Raw genomic sequence first — 17,938 nt, forward strand, 5'->3', positions numbered from 1 at the left:
TTTTAATGATTAGCTTGACAGATCACAATAAATAGTTTATTCGTAATAGGTCAAGTCTAAACCTAAAATAAGTAATTTTATCACAATTTTTTATTATAATACAAAGTCTTTCATTTTTCCATTCTTTTTAGCCAATTAAAGCTGTAAACAGGATACATGCAGAAAACTCAGAGTATCAGGCCACTCTGAGTCTTTACATCCGTTAGATTCAGTTGTATCTGTTCATGATGTTCTGGATCATGTTGGCTGTCTCTTCTACCGCTTTATTTGAAACATCAATCACCTGGCAGCCGATTCTGTCGATTATTTTTTCGAAGTATTCAAGCTCCACTTTGATTCTGTCAATGTTGGCGTAGATCGCCTTGTCGTTAAGCCCCAGTGAAATGAGCCGTTCTTTTCTGATATCGTTTAACTTGTCCGGGCTTATTTTAAGGCCGATGCATTTTTGCGGCGACACTTTAAACAGCTCTTCAGGCGGTTCAACTTCCGGAACGAGCGGAACATTGGCCACTTTAAACCGTTTGTGCGCCAGATACTGGGACAAAGGCGTTTTCGACGTTCTAGACACACCGACAAGGATGATATCCGCTTTCATGATGCCCCTTGGATCTCTTCCATCATCGTATTTTACGGCAAATTCAATGGCTTCTACCTTTTTGAAGTAATCTTCATCAAGTTTTCTTACTCTTCCCGGCTCATATTTGGCTGAGATGCCGTACGCAGATTCCATTTTATCAATGAGCGGTCCGATAATATCGTAATAAACGACCCCCTGGGCTTCCGCCTCCTCAATCAGACCCTGCCTCAGGTCAGGCACAACAAGGGTAAAGCAGACAATAGCCTGTTCAAGCTTTGCATGGGCGATAATCTCTTTAATCGTTCCAAGATCCTCTACATATGGAATCCGCTTTACTTTGGTGTCTGCAGCGTACCCGTTGAACTGGCTGATCGCAGCTTTGATAACCAGTTCAGCCGTTTCACCGACAGAATCCGAAACAACATAGACATGACGATTGTACATACCATTCCCCACTCCCCAGTTAGATGATTTCATTCTCCGCTAGTCCGACCAATATCTTTGTCATATTTGTTTTTGTAATTCTGCCTGTTACTTCGAACCCTTTATCTGTTTCTTTAATAACTGGAATGGCATCAATTTGTTTATGAATTAAATATTTCGCTACATCCACGATGTTGTCCTCTCTGCTGCACATCGTGATGTTCGGCATTCTTGTCATAATGATATTGACCGGAATCGATGCAAGCTCCTGCTTTCCGATGCTTGCCCTGAGCAGATCTTTCCTCGACAGCACACCGACAAGGATGGACCCCTGGTCGACGACAAAGAGCGTCCCCACATCTTCAAGAAACATGGTCACAATGGCATCGTAAACAGACACATTTTCATTTACAACGACAGGTATGGACTGAAAATCCTTTACCTGAAGTTTTTTCAATTTATCAGACAGCATGCCGGCTCCGGTCTTGCCTGTGTAAAAATAGCCGACTCTAGGCCTCGCTTCCAGGTATCCGGCCATCGTCAGGATGGCAAGGTCAGGCCGCAGAGTGGCCCTCGTTAAATTCAGCTGGTCTGCAATGTGTTCGCCGGTAATCGGCCCGCTTGCTTTTACAATCTGCAGAATATGTTCCTGTCTTTTATTTAATTCGATTGTACTCACCACCTTAAGGTTCCAATACATATGTATCTATAGTTCTGCTTTCACTCAATCCAAATAGGTTATACTCATATAAAAATATTATATACTATTTGAGCAGATTGAAAAGAACCTTTTCACAGGCTGCTTTTGAAATACGTAAACAAACGGGACGATTGCCTTTAGGCAACCGTCCTCGTTTCTCTATTTTACAATGACAGCATTCATGTCCGCAAAGGATTCAATGAGTACTGCAAGCTTTTTCATCTGGGCAAGGCGATTTGTTTTCAGTGCTTCGTCATCTGCCATAACCATAGTTTCGCTGAAATAGCTCTCAATGGCAGGCTGAAGGGAGCGAAGAGCTTTAAACGCTTCTTTATACTCGCCGCGGGCTCCGTGCGCAGCATATGCTTCCGCTGCTTCTGTGTACTTGCTGTAGAGATCTTTTTCTTCCTGATTTTTAAACAGGGAAGGATCTACAGCGTCACCCGTTCCTTTTTTGGAGATATTCTGAACACGGGCAAAAGCTTCCATTTCTTCTTTAAATCCTGCTTCACCTGCAGCGGCGGCCAGAACTTCCGCTTTGGAGAGGACAGCCGTAAGTTCAAGCTGTTCAGACCCAAGAACCGCATCGACGATATCGTATCTGATTTTCTTTTCATCAAGAACATGCTTGATGCGCATTTTAAAGAATGAACGCAAATCCGCCATCACTTTTTCTTTATCCGAACCTTCAAATGGAGCAAGGGCAGCTTCAAACAATTCATCAAGCGTCACCTTCCACTGCTTGGCAAGAAGAATGTGAACAATACCGCTTGCCTGACGTCTGAGTGCATATGGATCCTGCGATCCTGTCGGAATGACGCCGATTGAGAAGAATCCCGCAATCGTATCCAGTTTATCCGCAAGAGCAACAATCGCACCCGCGGTGGTTGAAGGTGCTGCATCATCCGCGTGACGAGGCATGTAGTGCTCGTTAATGGCCGCTGCCACTTCTTCCGCTTCGCCGAACGCTCTTGCATATTTTTCACCGATGATTCCCTGCAGTTCAGGGAACTCATAGACCATATGAGTGACCAGATCGAATTTGCAGATTTCAGCTGCGCGCACCGCATGTTTTTTCTCTTGCTCTGACGCAAAGCGGTCTGCCAGTTTTTCAGACAATGCCGTTACTCTTCTGACTTTATCGCCTGTAGAACCAAGTTCTTCGTGGAAAATGATTTTATCAAGTTTCTTTACGTTATTTGCGATCACAAGCTTTTGATCCTCATTGTAGAAGAACGCAGCATCAGAAAGGCGTGCACGCAGCACTTTTTCGTTTCCTCTTGCTACATTTTCAATATGGTTGTGATCACCGTTTCTGACAGTCACAAAGAATGGAAGCAGCTTTCCTTCTTTGTTTTTCACAGGGAAATATCTCTGATGTTCTTTCATCGTTGTAATCAGAACTTCTTCAGGAAGAGACAGATATTCTTCTTCAAACTTGCCGAAGAGCGCCGTCGGATACTCTACAAGATTCGTTACTTCTTCAAGCAGATCCTTATCGATCGGAATCTCCCATCCGTTTTCTTCTTCGATATGATGAAGCTGTGTCAGAATCGCTTCTTTCCGTTTTACCGGGGAAGCGATAACATATTGTGAAAGAAGGGTTTCTTCATAGTGAGATCCTGATTGCACCGTCTGATCCTGTCCCAGGAAGCGGTGTCCTCTTGTTTCATTGCCTGTTTTCACACCGGTGATTTCAAACGGAATGATTTCGCTGCCAAAGAGCGCAATCATCCATTTGATTGGACGTGCAAACCTTAGGTCCTGGGATCCCCAGCGCATATTCTTCGGGAATGTCAGGCTTGTGATGATGTCTTTAAGCTCTGACAGCAGCTGTTTTGTTTCTTTTCCCTTAATAAATTTATGAACATGGGCATATTCAATGCCGCCGATTTCTTTAAAATAAATATCCTCAGGAGACGCTCCCTGGCCTCTTGAAAAGCCGGCAGCCGCTTTTGACCAGTTTCCTTCTGAATCAAGCGCTATTTTCTTCGCCGGTCCTTTCGCTTCTTCTTCAATATCCTTCTGCTTTTCCGCAACATCCTCAATCCGTACGGCAAGCCTTCTCGGAGTTGAGTAAACATGCACTTCTCCAAATGAAATGTTTTTCTCTTTCAGCCAGTTTTCAACTTTCATAGAAAGCTGATTCATCGCATCTGTTACAAATCTTGCCGGAAGCTCCTCAAGTCCAAGTTCAAGCAGCAGATCCTGTTTACTCATTTGTTTCAGCCTCCTCTTGTTTCAGCATTGGAAATCCAAGCTTCTCCCGTTCATTATAAAATGTTTTGGCTACTTTTCTGGCAAGGTTTCGGACGCGGCCGATATATCCCGTTCTTTCTGTCACGGAAATCGCCCCTCTTGCGTCAAGCAGATTGAACGTATGGGAACATTTTAAAACATAATCATATGCAGGGTGCACAAGTCCCTCGTCCATCTGGCGGTGGGCCTCTTTTTCATAAATGGAAAACAGGTTAAAGAGCATATCTGCATCTGATGTTTCAAACGTATATTTAGAATGTTCGTATTCAGGCATCAGGAAGATGTCACGCACAGTGTATCCTTCTGTCCATTCCAGATCGAACACATTTTCTTTATCCTGAATGTAGGATGCGAGACGTTCGATACCGTAAGTAATTTCAACAGAAACAGGTTTGCATTCGAGTCCCCCTACTTGCTGGAAGTAAGTGAACTGTGTAATTTCCATGCCGTCAAGCCATACTTCCCACCCGAGTCCTGCGCATCCAAGAGACGGGTTTTCCCAGTTATCCTCAACAAAACGGATATCATGCTTCAGCGGGTCAATGCCAAGAGCTTTAAGAGAATCGAGATACCACTCCTGAATATTGTCAGGAGAAGGTTTAATAATGACTTGAAACTGATGATGCTGATACAGTCTGTTCGGATTTTCGCCGTATCGTCCATCTGCCGGGCGGCGGGAAGGTTCAACATAGGCTACCTTCCAAGGCTCCGGACCTACAGCTTTCAGGAACGTGTACGGGCTCATTGTACCTGCCCCTTTTTCTGTGTCATATGCCTGCATTAATACACAGCCGTGATCAGACCAGTGTTTTTGCAATGTCAATATCATGTCTTGAATATTCATAACATGCACCTCCAAAATGTATTGTCATTCACAAGATAAGCAACAAAAAAACTCCCGTCTCTATGCTGCTTAATCTCAGCATAGGGACGAGAGTTAACCCGCGGTTCCACCCTAATTGCAAGTGCACTTAGTGCACTGCCACTTTCCGTAAGCGCCGCTCGGGAAACGCCTTTCTTTGCCTGTTGTCACCCGGCTTCCACCGTCCCGGGTTCGCTTTCGCACAACTGCAGCAAATACTCTTTTTCCTTCATAGCAGCTCCATATAATTATTAGCATCATAACCTGAATGCAAGCTCAAAGTCAATAGGCCCGTTAATCCGAAAGCTTGCCACGCAGCGCGTCCATCTGATCAAGGAAACGCTTGGATTTAAGAAAAAGGCCTGAGTACTCGCTGTAGTATGTATGGATGACCATTTTCAGCTCCGCCTTCGTTTCGGGTTTTAAAGACACTTGCCCAAGCCTTTCCAGATCAAAATAATAAAACAGCCTCAGCAGCTTGGCGGTTCCCTGCGAGATCTTGAGTCTGTAAGGGTCCATTTCAAAGCAGCGGTGGCACAAAAAGCCGTTTTCCCGAATGGAAAAATGAAACGTTCCATCTCTGCTTCCGCAGTTGACGCAAGAGTCAAGCTGAGGATAAAGACCAAGAACATTCAGCATTTTCATCTCGAAAATGTGAAGCAGAACATCCGGGTCCACTCCTTCATTCAAAAGCTTGAGAGACTGGCTGAAAAGCTCAAAAAGAAAGGGATTAGGATCATTTTGCTCCGTGCTTTTATCAAGCAGCTCCGCCATATAGGATGCATATGCCGTCAGAAAAATATCTTCCCTGATGCCTCTCATTGATGCTATTGTTTCTCCCTGCTGAAGACCGCCGAGACCTGTTGATTTTTGAAATAAAAAATACCCGTAAGTGAATAACTGTGTAGAAGCAGTCAGGCGGCTGTTCGGCTTTTTAGCGCCTCTCGCCATAACGCCCACTTTTCCAAGCTCACGGGTATAGAGTGTCACAATCTTGTTTGTTTCACCATAATCATTTGTGCGTATCACAATGCCTTCGCATTTTTGAAGCAATCATTCTCACCATCCAGAAGGATTCGGTCAGATCACGAAATTGGAAAGTCCGCTTCTGTCAGCTCATGATCATGTAAATCGGGTCCGTCACCAGTATCTTTTTCCATTTCCTTAAAAAGAAGATAGGTATCAATATTACCTGTCTGAATAAACACTTTCCAGGTAAAATCAAGCATGTTAACCCCGCCTTTCAGTTGTTAAGAGAAGCAAGCTGTTATCCAATTCTATACCGTTATCTTGACCGAACATCCTTCGTTTCATGTTAGATAAAATTTGTTAATTTCAAGGAGCTTTTAATATTCATCTTCTCTGAAACCGAAGTCTCTGAGCTGATTCATTTTATTGCGCCAGTCTTTCTGCACTTTCACCCAAAGCTCTAAAAATACTTTCGTCCCAAGCAGCGCTTCAATATCTGCCCTAGCCCGCTGGCCTACTTCCTTGAGCATTTTTCCCTGTTTGCCGATGACAATTCCTTTTTGAGAATCACGTTCGACAATAACGGTTGCACTTACGTAAATGGACTGATTGTTGTCGCGTCTTTCAATCGCATCAATCACCACTGCAACCGAGTGGGGAATTTCTTCGCGTGTTAAATGCAGCACTTTTTCCCTGATAAGCTCAGAAATAATGAACCGTTCAGGATGATCTGTCACCTGATCGGCAGGATAGTACTGCGGTCCCGCTGGAAGATAAGATTCAATCTGTTCAAGAAGAGTGTCCACATTATTGCCTTGAAGAGCTGAAATCGGAATAATTTCCTTGAAGGGATAGAATGCGCGGTACTGGTCAATCAGCGGAAGAAGCTGATCCGGATGGATCTGGTCTATCTTATTAATGATCAGGAAAACAGGTGTCTTTGTATGCTGAAGTTTTTCAATGATAAATTCATCTCCGCGGCCATAGCCTTCTTCTGCATTGATCATAAATAAGACGACATCGACTTCCTTAAGCGTATTCTGGGCTACCTTCATCATAAAATCGCCCAGTTTGTGCTTTGGTTTATGGATTCCAGGTGTGTCTATGAACACAATCTGAGATTCGTTTGTTGTATATACGCCTTGTATTTTATTACGTGTTGTCTGTGGTTTGTCGCTCATAATCGCGATTTTCTGTCCGATCACGCGGTTTAAAAATGTTGATTTCCCAACGTTCGGTCTGCCGATAATGGAAACAAAACCTGACTTATATTCATTTTTACTCATTCAAATCCTCCGATGAAAATGCCCCGGGCAATAATTCAGCAACTGTCCATTCTTTTACGTCGCCTTTTAAATTTGTCAGTATTACTTTCATGTCTCTCGGACACAATTCTGAGATGACCTGCCTGCACGCACCGCACGGGGACACAGGGCCCTCCGTATCTGCTACGATGGCAATGGCCGCAAACTCCTTGTCGCCTTCTGATACAGCCTTAAAAAGCGCTGTCCGTTCTGCACAGTTCGTCATGCCGTATGAGGCATTTTCAATATTGCAGCCTCTGTACACTTTTCCGTCTTTTGTTAATAGAGCAGCACCAACCTGGAATTTGGAATAAGGAACATATGCCATTTCCCGAGCTGCTATTGCTTCTTTGATGAGTTGTTCTGAGTTCAATGCTATTCTCCCTTTCTTAAGCGGCTCTGTGTACTTCTATTTTACCTCTGCCGGAATGAAATTTCACCTGATTGCCGCAAATGTAATTTAATTGTAAGAATTTTCTCATAACTTAAAGGATCTTTGGAAAGAAAATGAGTAACCCTATCATAACCGCAAGAATGGCATAAATCAAAACAGCGCCGGCTGCTGCGTCTTTGGCTGCCTTTGCAAGCGGGTGATAGTCGGCGGTTACAAGGTCAACAACACGCTCTACCGCCGTATTCATGAGCTCAAGCGAGAGCATTCCGCCCATAAGGAAAAGAATGATGATCCACTCGCCGGCAGACAGGTGAAAGTACAGCCCGGCCCCCGTCACGATCAGACATACAAAAGCATGAATCTGAAAGTTCCGCTCATGAATCAGGGTCATCTTTATCCCCTGCCAAGCATAATAAAAACTTTTTAAAAACCGTTCACGCTCAGACTTCTCTTTTAAGTCCATACGCATCGAGAATATCCTTTTGTTTGCCGAACATCTTTTTTTCATCTTCTTCTGTCATGTGGTCATATCCCAGCAAATGAAGAAGGCCGTGAACAGCCAGAAATCCTAGCTCTCTTGTAAAAGAATGACCGTATTCTTCCGCCTGTTCCTTTGCACGGGGCACTGAAATGATGATATCCCCGAGGATGCGGGGCATATCTTCCCCGCCGACGATCGAAACCTCGCCTTCGCCCAGCTCTTCCATCGCAAAAGAAATGACGTCCGTTACCTGATCTTTGTTCCGGTACTCTCTATTTACTTCCTGAATTCTCTGATTGTCTGTGAACGTAACAGAAAGCTCTGCATCCTGAGGCACGTTCTCAGTTTGAGCCGCGTGCTGCAGCAGGCTTTCGACCATAGAAAGCTGGTCTTGTGCGAGTTGTTCTGTTTCATCCTCCATATCGATTATCATTCTGTTCATGCCTGTTTCACCTTCTGTTTTGTAATTTCCGGATATTCAATTCTTGAGTGAAATATCCCCTTTAATGTTTCGCTGAATGATTTCGCGATGATATCCAGTTCCCTCAGAGTCAGATCACACTCGTTCAGCTGATGGTCCTGAAGCCTGTCCGCAATGATTCCGCGTATCAGCTTTTCAATTTTATCCGGTGTCGGACTCGACATGGATCTTACCGCAGCCTCTACACTGTCTGCAATCGAAATAATCGCGATTTCTTTTGTCTGCGGCTTCGGTCCGGGATATCTGAACTCTTCTTCGTATATATCAGGGTGGTTTTGCTTCGCTTTATGATAGAAAAACTTCAGCAGGGTTGTCCCGTGATGCTGTTCTGCAATATCCACAAACTCTTTGGGCATTTTATGCTTTCTAAGCATTTCCGCACCGTCTGAAGCATGTGCGATAATCACATTTTTGCTTAGCTGGGGAGACAGTTTATCATGCGGATTTTCAATATTCATCTGATTCTCAATAAAGTACTGAGGCCGTTTTGTTTTTCCGATATCATGGTAATAGGCTCCCACGCGGGCAAGCAGTCCATTCGCACCGATTGCCTCGCACGCTGCTTCTGAAAGATTTGCGACCATGACACTGTGATGATACGTCCCTGGTGTTTCAGTCAAAATTTTTCTGAGCAGAGGATGATTCGGGTTCGACAGCTCAATCAGTTTCATTGTCGAGAGAATTCCGAAACCCGTTTCAAAAAACGGCATGAATCCAATTGTCAGAACAGACGATATGAGTCCGGAAGCAAGAGCCATTATGAAATAAGAGCCCAGCTCAATATTTGAGTAGCTTCCGTTTTGTATCAAGGTGATCGCTGTGATGATCATGATGTTGATCAGCGCCACAAACAATCCCGTCTGCAAAATTCTTGACCTGACGTTCTGGTCGTTCAAAAAGAGGACGCCTGCTATACTGCCGAACAGGAAGTAGATGCCGATCGTGAAATTGAACGTCCCCGTTACGCCTTCATTAAAGATAATGCTGCCGCATACAGCAAAGATAATGCTTGTCAAAATGGCCAGTCTCTCATGGAGAAGCAGCTTGATCAGCATGGCACCCATAGCGACAGGAACGAGATACCCTACGTTATTATAATTGATTTCCTGAAAGAAGCTGATAATTTTAATCAGCAGGATGGTAATGCTGAATATCAGGACATACAGAATGAGAGAATGATTTTTTCTGTGCGGCTGCCTGTCAGGCGCCTCAAAATAATAAATGAGCGCCGCAAGGATCAGAAGGATCATCAGCAGCAGACCGGCAAACGGCTTCAAAGCAAGCTTATTGTCGAGAAGACCTACAAGATCAAGTTTGCGGTAGATATCCCTGCTGATGTAACCGCCTTCTTCAACAAGAATCTGTCCCTGTTTAATCTGTACTTCATTGACATCATCGTATGCCTGCTGCTTTTTCTCTTCCGTCGCATCAAGATCAAAGACATAGTTCGCAATAACGGCATATCTTCCGAGTTCAATCGCTGCTTTCAGTAAGTCCGCCCTTAAATTCGAGGATGTAAGGTCCTCTTCAACCAGATCCTTTGCCTCATCCTGCTTCTGCAGCGGAATTTCCTCGCTCATCACCCGGTTGACTGCCGTGACCGCTGCATCCTTGGCTATATTCAGCTCATTCTCCGAGGATTCAAGGAGAGCGGTGAATGTATCATCTGAAATTTTTTCTCGGATATCTTCTGTAAGCTTGTCCTTCAGCCGAATGAGTTTTTCTTCAATTGATACTGTGTAGGCTTCTTCGCCTTCTGTCACATTTTCATTCTGCAGCTTCATTTCATCCGCAGCCTCTTTGTTTGTTTCTTTTACAAAGTCAAAGATCGATGTTATGACTTCTACGCGGTTTACGACATAATCTTTTCTCAGGACATATTCATCTTGAACCGCATCGTATGCTTCCTGCCGTTTGCTCTCTGTTTCAAACGTATCTTCCGCCTGAGTCGGAGCTATGATTGTCTGATCAGAGTAAGTAAAAAGTTCAACATCAACCGTTTCCGGCTTTACATTGCTGTAAAGGGAGACAAAAATGACAGCAGCAAGCAAAAAATACATGGAAATATGTATAAACTTATAATGCTTTAACGTTTCAATGAGCTGACTGAGCTTAGCACTTCGCTTTGTTTTCATAACATCACCCCCGCTCCCCTTTGCATTCCTGAAAAAAGTGACCCGAAAACGGGCGCCCGGGTCACTTTGTCTTGTCATATGCTTCAATGATTTTCGCTACAAGCGGATGGCGCACGACGTCTGACTGCTGCAGTTCATTAAACGCTATACCGCTTACAGAACTCAGTGTATCCCTTGCTGCAGCAAGACCCGACTGAACGCCTCTCGGCAGGTCAACCTGTGTAATATCACCGGTAATGACCATTTTCGAACCAAATCCGAGTCTTGTTAAAAACATTTTCATCTGTGCAGGTGTTGTATTCTGGGCTTCATCCAAAATAACAAAAGCATCATCAAGCGTTCTTCCTCTCATATAGGCAAGAGGCGCAATTTCGATGGTGCCTCTCTCAATCAGCCGCTGCGTATGTTCCGCTCCGAGAACATCGTTAAGCGCATCATATAGAGGGCGTAAGTACGGATCTACTTTTTCTTTGAGGTCGCCAGGCAGGAAGCCGAGACTTTCTCCTGCTTCAACAGCAGGCCGCGTGAGAATGATCCGCTTCACTTGATTATTCTTAAGTGCGCTGACCGCCATCACAACGGCGAGATACGTCTTGCCTGTTCCTGCAGGGCCGATGCCGAATATCAGGTCCTTGTTTCGGATAGAAGACACATAATGTCTTTGCCCGAGAGTTTTGACTCTGATGGATTTCCCCTGAGCATTTTTGCTTACTTCCTCAACATAAAGAGCTTCAAATTCATCAAGCTTGTGTTTTTTAGCCATTTCAATGCCATAGATGACGTCGCGTTCGCTGATGGCTATTCCTCTTTTCAGAAGAACCTGAAGCGACGCAAGCACATCACCAGCTATATTTGCATTCTCTTCTTCTCCATTTACATAGACAGCTTCGCCTCTTGATACAATTGTAACGGACAGCTCATCTTCCATCCGCTTCAGGTGTACATCATTGTTTCCAAAAAGAGATGCTGCTTCGTTTGGATTTTCGACTTGCAGATTTATCGTAATGAGTTCTTCTGGCATGATTTAGTCTCCCTGAACAATTGGTGTTGTTTTTACGATATTTTCTATAACTTGGTAGAGCACTGTTAGTTTTACTTTACCATTCTCGTTCGTCTGGTGCAAAACTTTTTGACCCTTTACCTCTGCATCTTCTCCTAATTGTCCAAGCAGCTCTTTTTTGCCCTGATCAATTGCAGCAGCGCGCGCCTCTTCCTCTGTATATTGTTTTTCATAAACTTCTTTTTCACGGTAGATCTTCTGGCCGAATCCAAACGGGAGAATCCATTTTAAAAACCGGAGCGGCCTGATATCATTTTCCTCTTCATATTTTGCATACAGGTCCTGATTAAATCCCCAAATCTGGAGATCGGCTGACCCAACTGAAAGGTACGTTTTTCTGACTTCGCTGCCTGAAAAAAGCTGAAAGGTTTGTTTTTTTGGCACAGTTATTTCCGATCTATACCATGTTTCACCCAGAATTTCCGCTTTAGCCGCAACAAGCTGCTTCTTTTTTTCGCCTCCGATTAAGCCTGATACGAGCAGCTGCCCTTTTTCAACATGATCATGAATGGTCACGGAAGGCTGTCCTTTTTCAACATACATCTTTGTAATGACCGCTTTCTTTTTCGCTACAATATGCTGAGGGCCTGCTTCTGCTGTTTTTTCGGGTTCATTCTTTTCGACCACCTCAAAATGAAAATGCGTTCCCCTGAGTTCAACACCCACCCATGTCAATTCACTGATATTGTCTGTCAGCTTTTTCTGGATGGAATCAGGATCAAGCGTCATGAACTGCAGCCTTCCTGTTTTCACCCCCATTGCATCCAGCTCTTTCATGATTTTATGCTCCGTGCTCGGCTTTGCGCCTTTTACATCGATTCCCCAAATCATATTGGAGAGGAGCAGGATGACAGCAAAGAACAGAGTGAATCCGATAACAAAGCCGCTGTTTTTCAATGATTTCTGGATTAGAAACGGCAGTCCCGACACCTTTTGCAGCGAACATTTGCATTCGCTTTTTCTTGCCGCCCGCCTCAAGGCATGTACATCTTTCAGGCGAATAAAAAAAGAGAGTCCATTCTCTTCTTTTCTCACATTCCAGACAGGGATTCCCTGTCTGATGCAGTCATTTACAAACCGTTCCGTTCCTCTTCCCGCTGCTGTTACTTTTATCACGCCGTAAAAGAAATGCATCCATTGATTTTTCATCGTCATCCCCCGATTTTTAAGATTGTTCCAAGTAATTGACCTGATCAATTTTCCCCTGCAGAAGAATCTCTTCAGGCAGAATGGTTTTTATGACAAAAGCTTCTCCCTTTATTTGAAGCTGACCCTGTTTTAACAGAAGCCTCAGCTCATTGTCTGTAAATGTAAGCAGCCCTCTGTGATTTTCTATATAAATATGTATCTGGCCGATCATGGTGATGCGGGGAAGATCCATCATGACATCCTGGGGTATTTCAATTGTTCGCGTGATCCATTTCGCAACGTTCTGCCGCCATTTTTTCGCCATAAAAAAGAACCCCCTCTCATCTCATATGTATGAGTTTAAAGGGGGTTCTAACACATTTTTTTAAAGTTGCCGCCTTGCTGCCCTGTGCGGCTTTTTAGAACGCGGCGGTCCGATGATTTCGCTCCAGATAATGCCCCGGACAATATCATCTCTTGCAGCTGCAGGTGTTTTCTTAGGTGCAGCAGGAGCCTTCTGAGCCGTCTGCTGCACAAACAGATCCGCCTGCTCCTTTAATTCCGTCACATTCCTTGAAGCGGCATCTTCGTCCGCATTCGGCAAGGTGCTTTTAGCAGACTGATATCTTGCTTCAATTGTTTTAACAGCTTCTTTCATTCGGTCCTTTGCTTCTTCAAACGATTCCCTGCCCGGCTTTTCAGCCTCCGCTCTATTCGGCGCGGCAGTATTTTGTACAGTAGCAGGTTTTCTTTTTCGATCACGCTGCGCTTCTGCTTTTTTATCTCTCGCTTTTTTTCCGAACAGGGAAGAAATGGCGAAGATAAGACCTGCTATCACAAGAGGGTTGTTTAAAAGAAAATCAATCCATTGCATCCATCAGCACCTCCTGATTTGGGCTGATTCCTACTCTTCATGATCAGGCTGATCTTTCGAAAGCTTTCCGATCGAATCTCTCATGCCTGTATCAGCATGTATATTTTCAAAATTCATATAGTCCATCACGCCGATTTTCCCATTGCGCAGTGCTTCTGCCATCGCGAGAGGAACTGTAGCCTCTGCCTCCACAACCTTCGCTCTCATTTCCTGCGTTCTGGCATTCATTTCCTGTTCAAGAGCGACCGCCATCGCACGGCGTTCTTCAGCTTTTGCCTGGGCAATTTTCTTATCTGCTTCAGCCTGATCAGTCTGCAGAATCGCCCCGATGTTTTTGCCGATATCCACATCTGCGATATCGATCGACAGAATTTCAAAAGCAGTCCCTGAATCAAGTCCTTTGTTTAATACCGTCTGAGAAATCCTATCCGGGTTTTCAAGAACTTTTTTATGGTTGTCAGAAGAACCGATCGTACTGACGATTCCTTCTCCTACCCGTGCAATAATGGTGTCTTCGCCGGCACCCCCGACAAGTCTTTCAATGTTTGCACGGACTGTGATGCGCGCTTTTGCTTTTACTTCGATTCCGTCCATAGCAACCCCTGCAATAAACGGCGTTTCAATCACTTTTGGATTAACACTCATCTGTACAGCTTCAAGAACATCGCGTCCAGCCAGGTCAATGGCTGCACAGCGCTCAAATGTCAGTTCGATGTTGGCGCGCTCAGCTGCGATCAAAGCATTTACAACCCGGTCTACATTCCCTCCGGCAAGATAATGGCTTTCAAGCTGATTGATGGTTACTCCAAGTCCAGCCTTATGTGCTTTAATGAGCGGATTAATGATTCTGTTCGGACTTACTCGGCGAAGCCTCATCCCGATCAGGGTGAAAATACTGATTCTTACCCCTGCAGCAAGTGCTGAAATCCACAGTGTAATCGGCACAAAGGTAAATAAAACACCAAGTACAATGACACCTATAACAATTAAGCCTAACGTGAGCAGCAATGATGGATCCATTTTGTTCCTCCTTCAATTAAATGATTTCTCTTACGACGACCCGGGAGCCCTCTACCTTAATAACCTTTACTTTCTGATCTTTTGCAATAAACGTTCCTTCTGTCACCACATCAATGCGCTCATCTTCGATCAGAGCTGTGCCCGAAGGCCTCATTGAAGTTAGTGCCACACCCGTCTTGCCGATCAGCTCGAGCCTGCTGCGGTTCGAAACATATCCGCTTTCCGTATTGGTTGAATCACGCAATATGAGTTTTTTAAAGATATTCATACGTTTTCCAAACACCTTTACAAATATGATGGCTGCCGATACGGCAACTAAAAGCGCAATCCCAAGCGAAAAGGCCATATAGCCTATGTCATCTGTTGCGATGAAGAAACTGAGCAGGATTGCTCCAAAACCAATAAATCCTATTATGCCTCCCGGGACGAAAAACTCAGCTGCCACAAGAATGATTCCGGCGGCAAAAAGAATGATGGTCTCAAGCCCGGCAAGCCCTGCAATATAGTGTCCGTAGAAGAATAGGAAGAGCGAAGACAGTCCCATAATTCCCGGCAGTCCGAAACCTGGACTGTAAAGCTCAACAATTAGCCCGAGGCTTCCAATAGAGAGCAGAATAGGGATGACAATCGGGTTTGTGACAAACCGCGCGACCTTCTCGGCAAAGCTTACTTCAATATCAATGACTTCTGCTGAGGCAAGATTCAGCTTTTGGAGCAAACTGTCCAGATTTTCAGCCGTTCCCTCAGAATAACCGACCTCAAGCGCCTGCTCCGAATTCAGTGTCAGAAGATCACCTTTTCCGGCTCCGTACTCAGGCACATCCACATCAGGATCTGCCATGGCAAGGGCATATTTGGCATTCCGGTTATTTTGCTCAGCTGATTCCTTCATTTCCGCAAGCCAGAGCGATTCTGCCTTTTTATCTGCTGTATTGCCTTCAAGATCAATGATAGCGGCAGATCCCATTTTCGCACCGGGAACCATATAAATCTGATCTGCATTCAGGGCAATATACGCTCCGGCAGACAGCGCCCTGCGGTCAATAAAAGCGGTTACAGGGATGTTCGACCCTCTGATTGTATCAGCAATTTCAAGAGCGGCATCAACCGCTCCCCCTGGAGTATTGATGTCTAAAATGATATGGTCTGCATTTGCAGCAGCAGCTTCCTTAAACGATCTCTTGATAAACTGCGACAATCCTTTTTCAACCGTCTCTTCAATGGGGATAACCGCAACTTTATCTGCTGAATTGTCAGCTGCAGGCATATATGCACTTCCAAAAAGCGAAAGGAAAAGAACAATGCCGAAAAAGATATGAAATAGACGGTTATGATGACTCTTCAATGTTCAGCTGGCCCCCTTTCATCTGCAGTCTATCAGTAATACGTTTCTACTTAAGTATAGGTTTCATTTTTATTAAAAATTCTGCTGAAAAACACCCTGTTCAAATGAACAGGGTGTTTTTCCGGTTTTTATTATAGCTGTCCAGCTACAGTTTTATTGACAAGCGCACCGTCAGCCTTACCTTTAACCTTAGGCATGATGGCAGCCATAACTTTACCCATGTCTGCTTTTGACACAGCATTCACTTCAGCAATCGTTTCCTGAACGATAGCTGTAAGTTCTTCCTCTGTCAGCTGCTTAGGCATGTATACAGTTAAGATATCAAGTTCAGCCTGTGTCTTTTCAACTAAATCTAAGCGATCAGCTTTACTGAATTCCTGGAGGGAGTCTTTACGTTGCTTTAATTCGCGAGAAAACACAGTCAGTTCCTCTTCAGCAGACAACTCCTGTTTACCCAGTTTGATGGCTTCATTCTGTAATGAGGCTTTCACCATACGGATAACAGCCAGTTTGTCCTTCTCTTTGTTCTTCATCGCTTGTTTCATATCTTGATTCAAACGCTCAAGAAGACTCATAAATCCACCCTCTTTAGAATTTGCGTTTTCTAGCAGCTTCAGACTTTTTCTTACGTTTTACGCTAGGTTTTTCATAGAATTCGCGCTTTCTAGCTTCTTGTATAGTACCGCTTTTTGATACTGTACGTTTGAAGCGACGAAGAGCGTCCTCAAGCGACTCGTTTTTACGAACGACCGTTTTTGACATTCTTATTCCCTCCCTCCGAATACAACCAATCGACATCATCTGTTTAATAAACATGTTTAAAGAAAACATGTACTTTGCCATTATAATATAACGTGCCTCAGAGGTCAACTTATATAAAAAAACTTCTAAAGAACAATCGTTTGTCCATAGTATTTCTGTCATGATTCTGCGCGCTTGTCCATATAGTGTGAAGAAGAGGTGAGCACATGGCGGCTGCAATGTTCTTTTTGCTGTATTTACTTTTCTTTCTGACAGGTATGCAAATACTTAAAAACGGTCTTTCCATTTTATCAGGAAGCACTATGAGAAGCTGGGTGTTTGCCTGTATAGATCACCCGTTCAAAGCGTTTCTTGCAGGCATTGTTTTTACCGGTATTCTGCAGAGCAGTTCAGCTGTTATGGTCATTGTGATCGGGCTGGTCTCTGCGGGTATCATTACATTCAGACAAACCATCGGCATCATATTGGGAACGAATATCGGGTCGACTTTTACGACTCAGCTGATCACACTGGACCTTGGATCACTGATTTTCCCCATGATAGGCGGGGGATTACTTTTCTTTTTAGCGGGTGCGATGATGAAAAGGCAGTCCCTTCTCAGGATCAGCGGAATTCTTTCCGGGCTTGGCCTGCTGTTTTTATCCATGTCCGGGTTTGGCAAGCTTGCAGAACCTCTATCGCACCTTGAGACCGTAAGTGAACTGCTGCTGTATTCAAACACCCATGCGTTTGCAGGAGTGCTTGGCGGCACAGTTTTGACTGCCATCATTCACTCAAGCGCTGCAGCCGCAGGCATCATTATGAGCTTTATGAATGCAGACCTACTGACTCTCAGCGCCGGCATAGCCTACATTCTCGGAGCTAATATCGGAACGTGCATCACCGGTTTGATGGCATCAGCCGGAGCCGGGCATGAAGCCAAACTGACAGCCTATGCCCATGTCTGGCTCAATGTCCTTGGAGTCGCTGCCTTTTATCCATTTATTGCTTTCTGCAGCGGTATTGCAGAGCATTTTGCAGCCGAGCCTGATTTGCAGCTGGCCCATTTCAGTCTCGTGTTCAATGTCGTCAGTTCGATTGCCGTCCTTCCTTTTGCTGAACCATTCGGAAGATTTGTGGAGTCTTCCGCCAGGTTTGTTAATAGAAAGCATTAAAAAAAGCTGC

20 protein-coding genes are annotated in these 17,938 nt (G+C 44.5%); 1 reads left to right on the forward strand and 19 read right to left on the reverse strand.

Annotated elements, in window-relative coordinates; translation table 11 throughout:
* Positions 1–208: 208 nt before the first annotated feature.
* From ACK1LH_RS14535 to rpsU, 19 genes are all read right to left on the reverse strand, one after another.
* Positions 209–1,021, reverse strand: coding sequence for a pyruvate, water dikinase regulatory protein (locus ACK1LH_RS14535; protein WP_029279603.1), 813 nt, complete (start codon positions 1,019–1,021; stop codon positions 209–211).
* Between the two features lie 19 nt (positions 1,022–1,040).
* Positions 1,041–1,679: a helix-turn-helix transcriptional regulator gene (locus ACK1LH_RS14540; RefSeq protein ID WP_029279601.1), complete on the reverse strand. Its 639-nt coding sequence runs from the start codon at positions 1,677–1,679 to the stop codon at positions 1,041–1,043.
* A 180-nt stretch (positions 1,680–1,859) separates the two neighbouring features.
* Positions 1,860–3,920: a glycine--tRNA ligase subunit beta gene (gene glyS, locus ACK1LH_RS14545; protein ID WP_411333472.1), complete on the reverse strand. Its 2,061-nt coding sequence runs from the start codon at positions 3,918–3,920 to the stop codon at positions 1,860–1,862.
* Entirely contained in the window at positions 3,913–4,803 is an 891-nt protein-coding gene (gene glyQ, locus ACK1LH_RS14550; protein ID WP_035207207.1) for a glycine--tRNA ligase subunit alpha, read from the reverse strand. Before glyQ ends, glyS begins: the two co-directional genes overlap by 8 nt.
* 312 nt (positions 4,804–5,115) lie before the next feature.
* A complete protein-coding gene (gene recO / locus ACK1LH_RS14555; protein ID WP_029279595.1) occupies positions 5,116–5,874 on the reverse strand; it encodes a DNA repair protein RecO in 759 nt (252 codons plus the stop codon).
* A 32-nt stretch (positions 5,875–5,906) separates the two neighbouring features.
* Complete coding sequence (locus ACK1LH_RS14560; protein ID WP_081414167.1) at positions 5,907–6,050, reverse strand: YqzL family protein; 144 nt, start codon at positions 6,048–6,050, stop codon at positions 5,907–5,909.
* Between the two features lie 117 nt (positions 6,051–6,167).
* Entirely contained in the window at positions 6,168–7,076 is a 909-nt protein-coding gene (era, locus tag ACK1LH_RS14565; RefSeq protein WP_029279593.1) for a GTPase Era, read from the reverse strand.
* Positions 7,069–7,467, reverse strand: coding sequence for a cytidine deaminase (locus ACK1LH_RS14570; protein ID WP_029279591.1), 399 nt, complete (start codon positions 7,465–7,467; stop codon positions 7,069–7,071). Before ACK1LH_RS14570 ends, era begins: the two co-directional genes overlap by 8 nt.
* A gap of 112 nt (positions 7,468–7,579) precedes the next feature.
* Positions 7,580–7,957 carry a diacylglycerol kinase family protein gene (locus tag ACK1LH_RS14575; protein ID WP_029279589.1) on the reverse strand — a complete coding sequence of 126 codons (378 nt, stop codon included), beginning with the start codon at positions 7,955–7,957 and terminating at the stop codon, positions 7,580–7,582.
* Complete coding sequence (gene ybeY / locus ACK1LH_RS14580; protein WP_035207323.1) at positions 7,929–8,402, reverse strand: rRNA maturation RNase YbeY; 474 nt, start codon at positions 8,400–8,402, stop codon at positions 7,929–7,931. The genes ACK1LH_RS14575 and ybeY overlap by 29 nt, the downstream gene beginning before the upstream one ends.
* A 5-nt stretch (positions 8,403–8,407) precedes the next feature.
* Positions 8,408–10,585: an HD family phosphohydrolase gene (locus ACK1LH_RS14585; protein ID WP_035207210.1), complete on the reverse strand. Its 2,178-nt coding sequence runs from the start codon at positions 10,583–10,585 to the stop codon at positions 8,408–8,410.
* Between the two features lie 61 nt (positions 10,586–10,646).
* Complete coding sequence (locus ACK1LH_RS14590) at positions 10,647–11,606, reverse strand: PhoH family protein (RefSeq protein ID WP_035207212.1); 960 nt, start codon at positions 11,604–11,606, stop codon at positions 10,647–10,649.
* Positions 11,607–11,609: 3 nt separating this feature from the next.
* Positions 11,610–12,794 (reverse strand): sporulation protein YqfD, encoded by a 1,185-nt coding sequence (gene yqfD / locus ACK1LH_RS14595; protein ID WP_411333473.1) that lies wholly within the window; start codon positions 12,792–12,794, stop codon positions 11,610–11,612.
* Positions 12,795–12,810: 16 nt separating this feature from the next.
* Positions 12,811–13,098, reverse strand: coding sequence for a sporulation protein YqfC (gene yqfC, locus ACK1LH_RS14600; RefSeq protein WP_029279581.1), 288 nt, complete (start codon positions 13,096–13,098; stop codon positions 12,811–12,813).
* A 60-nt stretch (positions 13,099–13,158) separates the two neighbouring features.
* Positions 13,159–13,647, reverse strand: a complete 489-nt coding sequence (locus ACK1LH_RS14605) for a hypothetical protein (RefSeq protein ID WP_029279580.1) — start codon at positions 13,645–13,647, stop codon at positions 13,159–13,161.
* 30 nt (positions 13,648–13,677) lie between these two features.
* Complete coding sequence (gene floA, locus ACK1LH_RS14610) at positions 13,678–14,667, reverse strand: flotillin-like protein FloA (RefSeq protein ID WP_029279578.1); 990 nt, start codon at positions 14,665–14,667, stop codon at positions 13,678–13,680.
* Between the two features lie 16 nt (positions 14,668–14,683).
* The gene (locus ACK1LH_RS14615) at positions 14,684–15,982 is read right to left on the reverse strand and encodes an NfeD family protein (RefSeq protein ID WP_029279576.1); all 1,299 of its coding nucleotides are present in this window, start codon (positions 15,980–15,982) and stop codon (positions 14,684–14,686) included.
* A gap of 161 nt (positions 15,983–16,143) precedes the next feature.
* Complete coding sequence (locus tag ACK1LH_RS14620; RefSeq protein WP_411333475.1) at positions 16,144–16,587, reverse strand: GatB/YqeY domain-containing protein; 444 nt, start codon at positions 16,585–16,587, stop codon at positions 16,144–16,146.
* A 13-nt stretch (positions 16,588–16,600) separates the two neighbouring features.
* The gene (gene rpsU, locus ACK1LH_RS14625; protein WP_015595024.1) at positions 16,601–16,774 is read right to left on the reverse strand and encodes a 30S ribosomal protein S21; all 174 of its coding nucleotides are present in this window, start codon (positions 16,772–16,774) and stop codon (positions 16,601–16,603) included.
* 206 nt (positions 16,775–16,980) lie between these two features.
* Here rpsU and ACK1LH_RS14630 point away from each other — a divergent pair, with 206 nt between their 5' ends.
* Positions 16,981–17,928, forward strand: coding sequence for a Na/Pi symporter (locus ACK1LH_RS14630; RefSeq protein WP_029279566.1), 948 nt, complete (start codon positions 16,981–16,983; stop codon positions 17,926–17,928).
* Positions 17,929–17,938 lie beyond the last annotated feature (10 nt).

The organism is Metabacillus indicus (assembly GCF_046603695.1).
Taxonomy (GTDB): Bacteria; Bacillota; Bacilli; order Bacillales; family Bacillaceae; genus Bacillus_P; species Bacillus_P indicus.

Coding starts and splice junctions, on each gene's coding strand:
- era (WP_029279593.1), bottom strand. CDS start 7,076: ATGAGTAAAAATGAATATAAGTCAGGTTTTGTTTCCATTATCGGCAGA.
- ACK1LH_RS14575 (WP_029279589.1), bottom strand. CDS start 7,957: ATGCGTATGGACTTAAAAGAGAAGTCTGAGCGTGAACGGTTTTTAAAA.
- glyS (WP_411333472.1), bottom strand. CDS start 3,920: ATGAGTAAACAGGATCTGCTGCTTGAACTTGGACTTGAGGAGCTTCCG.
- rpsU (WP_015595024.1), bottom strand. CDS start 16,774: ATGTCAAAAACGGTCGTTCGTAAAAACGAGTCGCTTGAGGACGCTCTT.
- glyQ (WP_035207207.1), bottom strand. CDS start 4,803: ATGAATATTCAAGACATGATATTGACATTGCAAAAACACTGGTCTGAT.
- ybeY (WP_035207323.1), bottom strand. CDS start 8,402: ATGATAATCGATATGGAGGATGAAACAGAACAACTCGCACAAGACCAG.
- yqfD (WP_411333473.1), bottom strand. CDS start 12,794: ATGAAAAATCAATGGATGCATTTCTTTTACGGCGTGATAAAAGTAACA.
- ACK1LH_RS14535 (WP_029279603.1), bottom strand. CDS start 1,021: ATGTACAATCGTCATGTCTATGTTGTTTCGGATTCTGTCGGTGAAACG.
- yqfC (WP_029279581.1), bottom strand. CDS start 13,098: ATGGCGAAAAAATGGCGGCAGAACGTTGCGAAATGGATCACGCGAACA.
- ACK1LH_RS14560 (WP_081414167.1), bottom strand. CDS start 6,050: ATGCTTGATTTTACCTGGAAAGTGTTTATTCAGACAGGTAATATTGAT.
- ACK1LH_RS14620 (WP_411333475.1), bottom strand. CDS start 16,587: ATGAGTCTTCTTGAGCGTTTGAATCAAGATATGAAACAAGCGATGAAG.
- ACK1LH_RS14605 (WP_029279580.1), bottom strand. CDS start 13,647: ATGCAATGGATTGATTTTCTTTTAAACAACCCTCTTGTGATAGCAGGT.
- ACK1LH_RS14590 (WP_035207212.1), bottom strand. CDS start 11,606: ATGCCAGAAGAACTCATTACGATAAATCTGCAAGTCGAAAATCCAAAC.
- floA (WP_029279578.1), bottom strand. CDS start 14,667: ATGGATCCATCATTGCTGCTCACGTTAGGCTTAATTGTTATAGGTGTC.
- ACK1LH_RS14630 (WP_029279566.1), top strand. CDS start 16,981: ATGGCGGCTGCAATGTTCTTTTTGCTGTATTTACTTTTCTTTCTGACA.
- ACK1LH_RS14585 (WP_035207210.1), bottom strand. CDS start 10,585: ATGAAAACAAAGCGAAGTGCTAAGCTCAGTCAGCTCATTGAAACGTTA.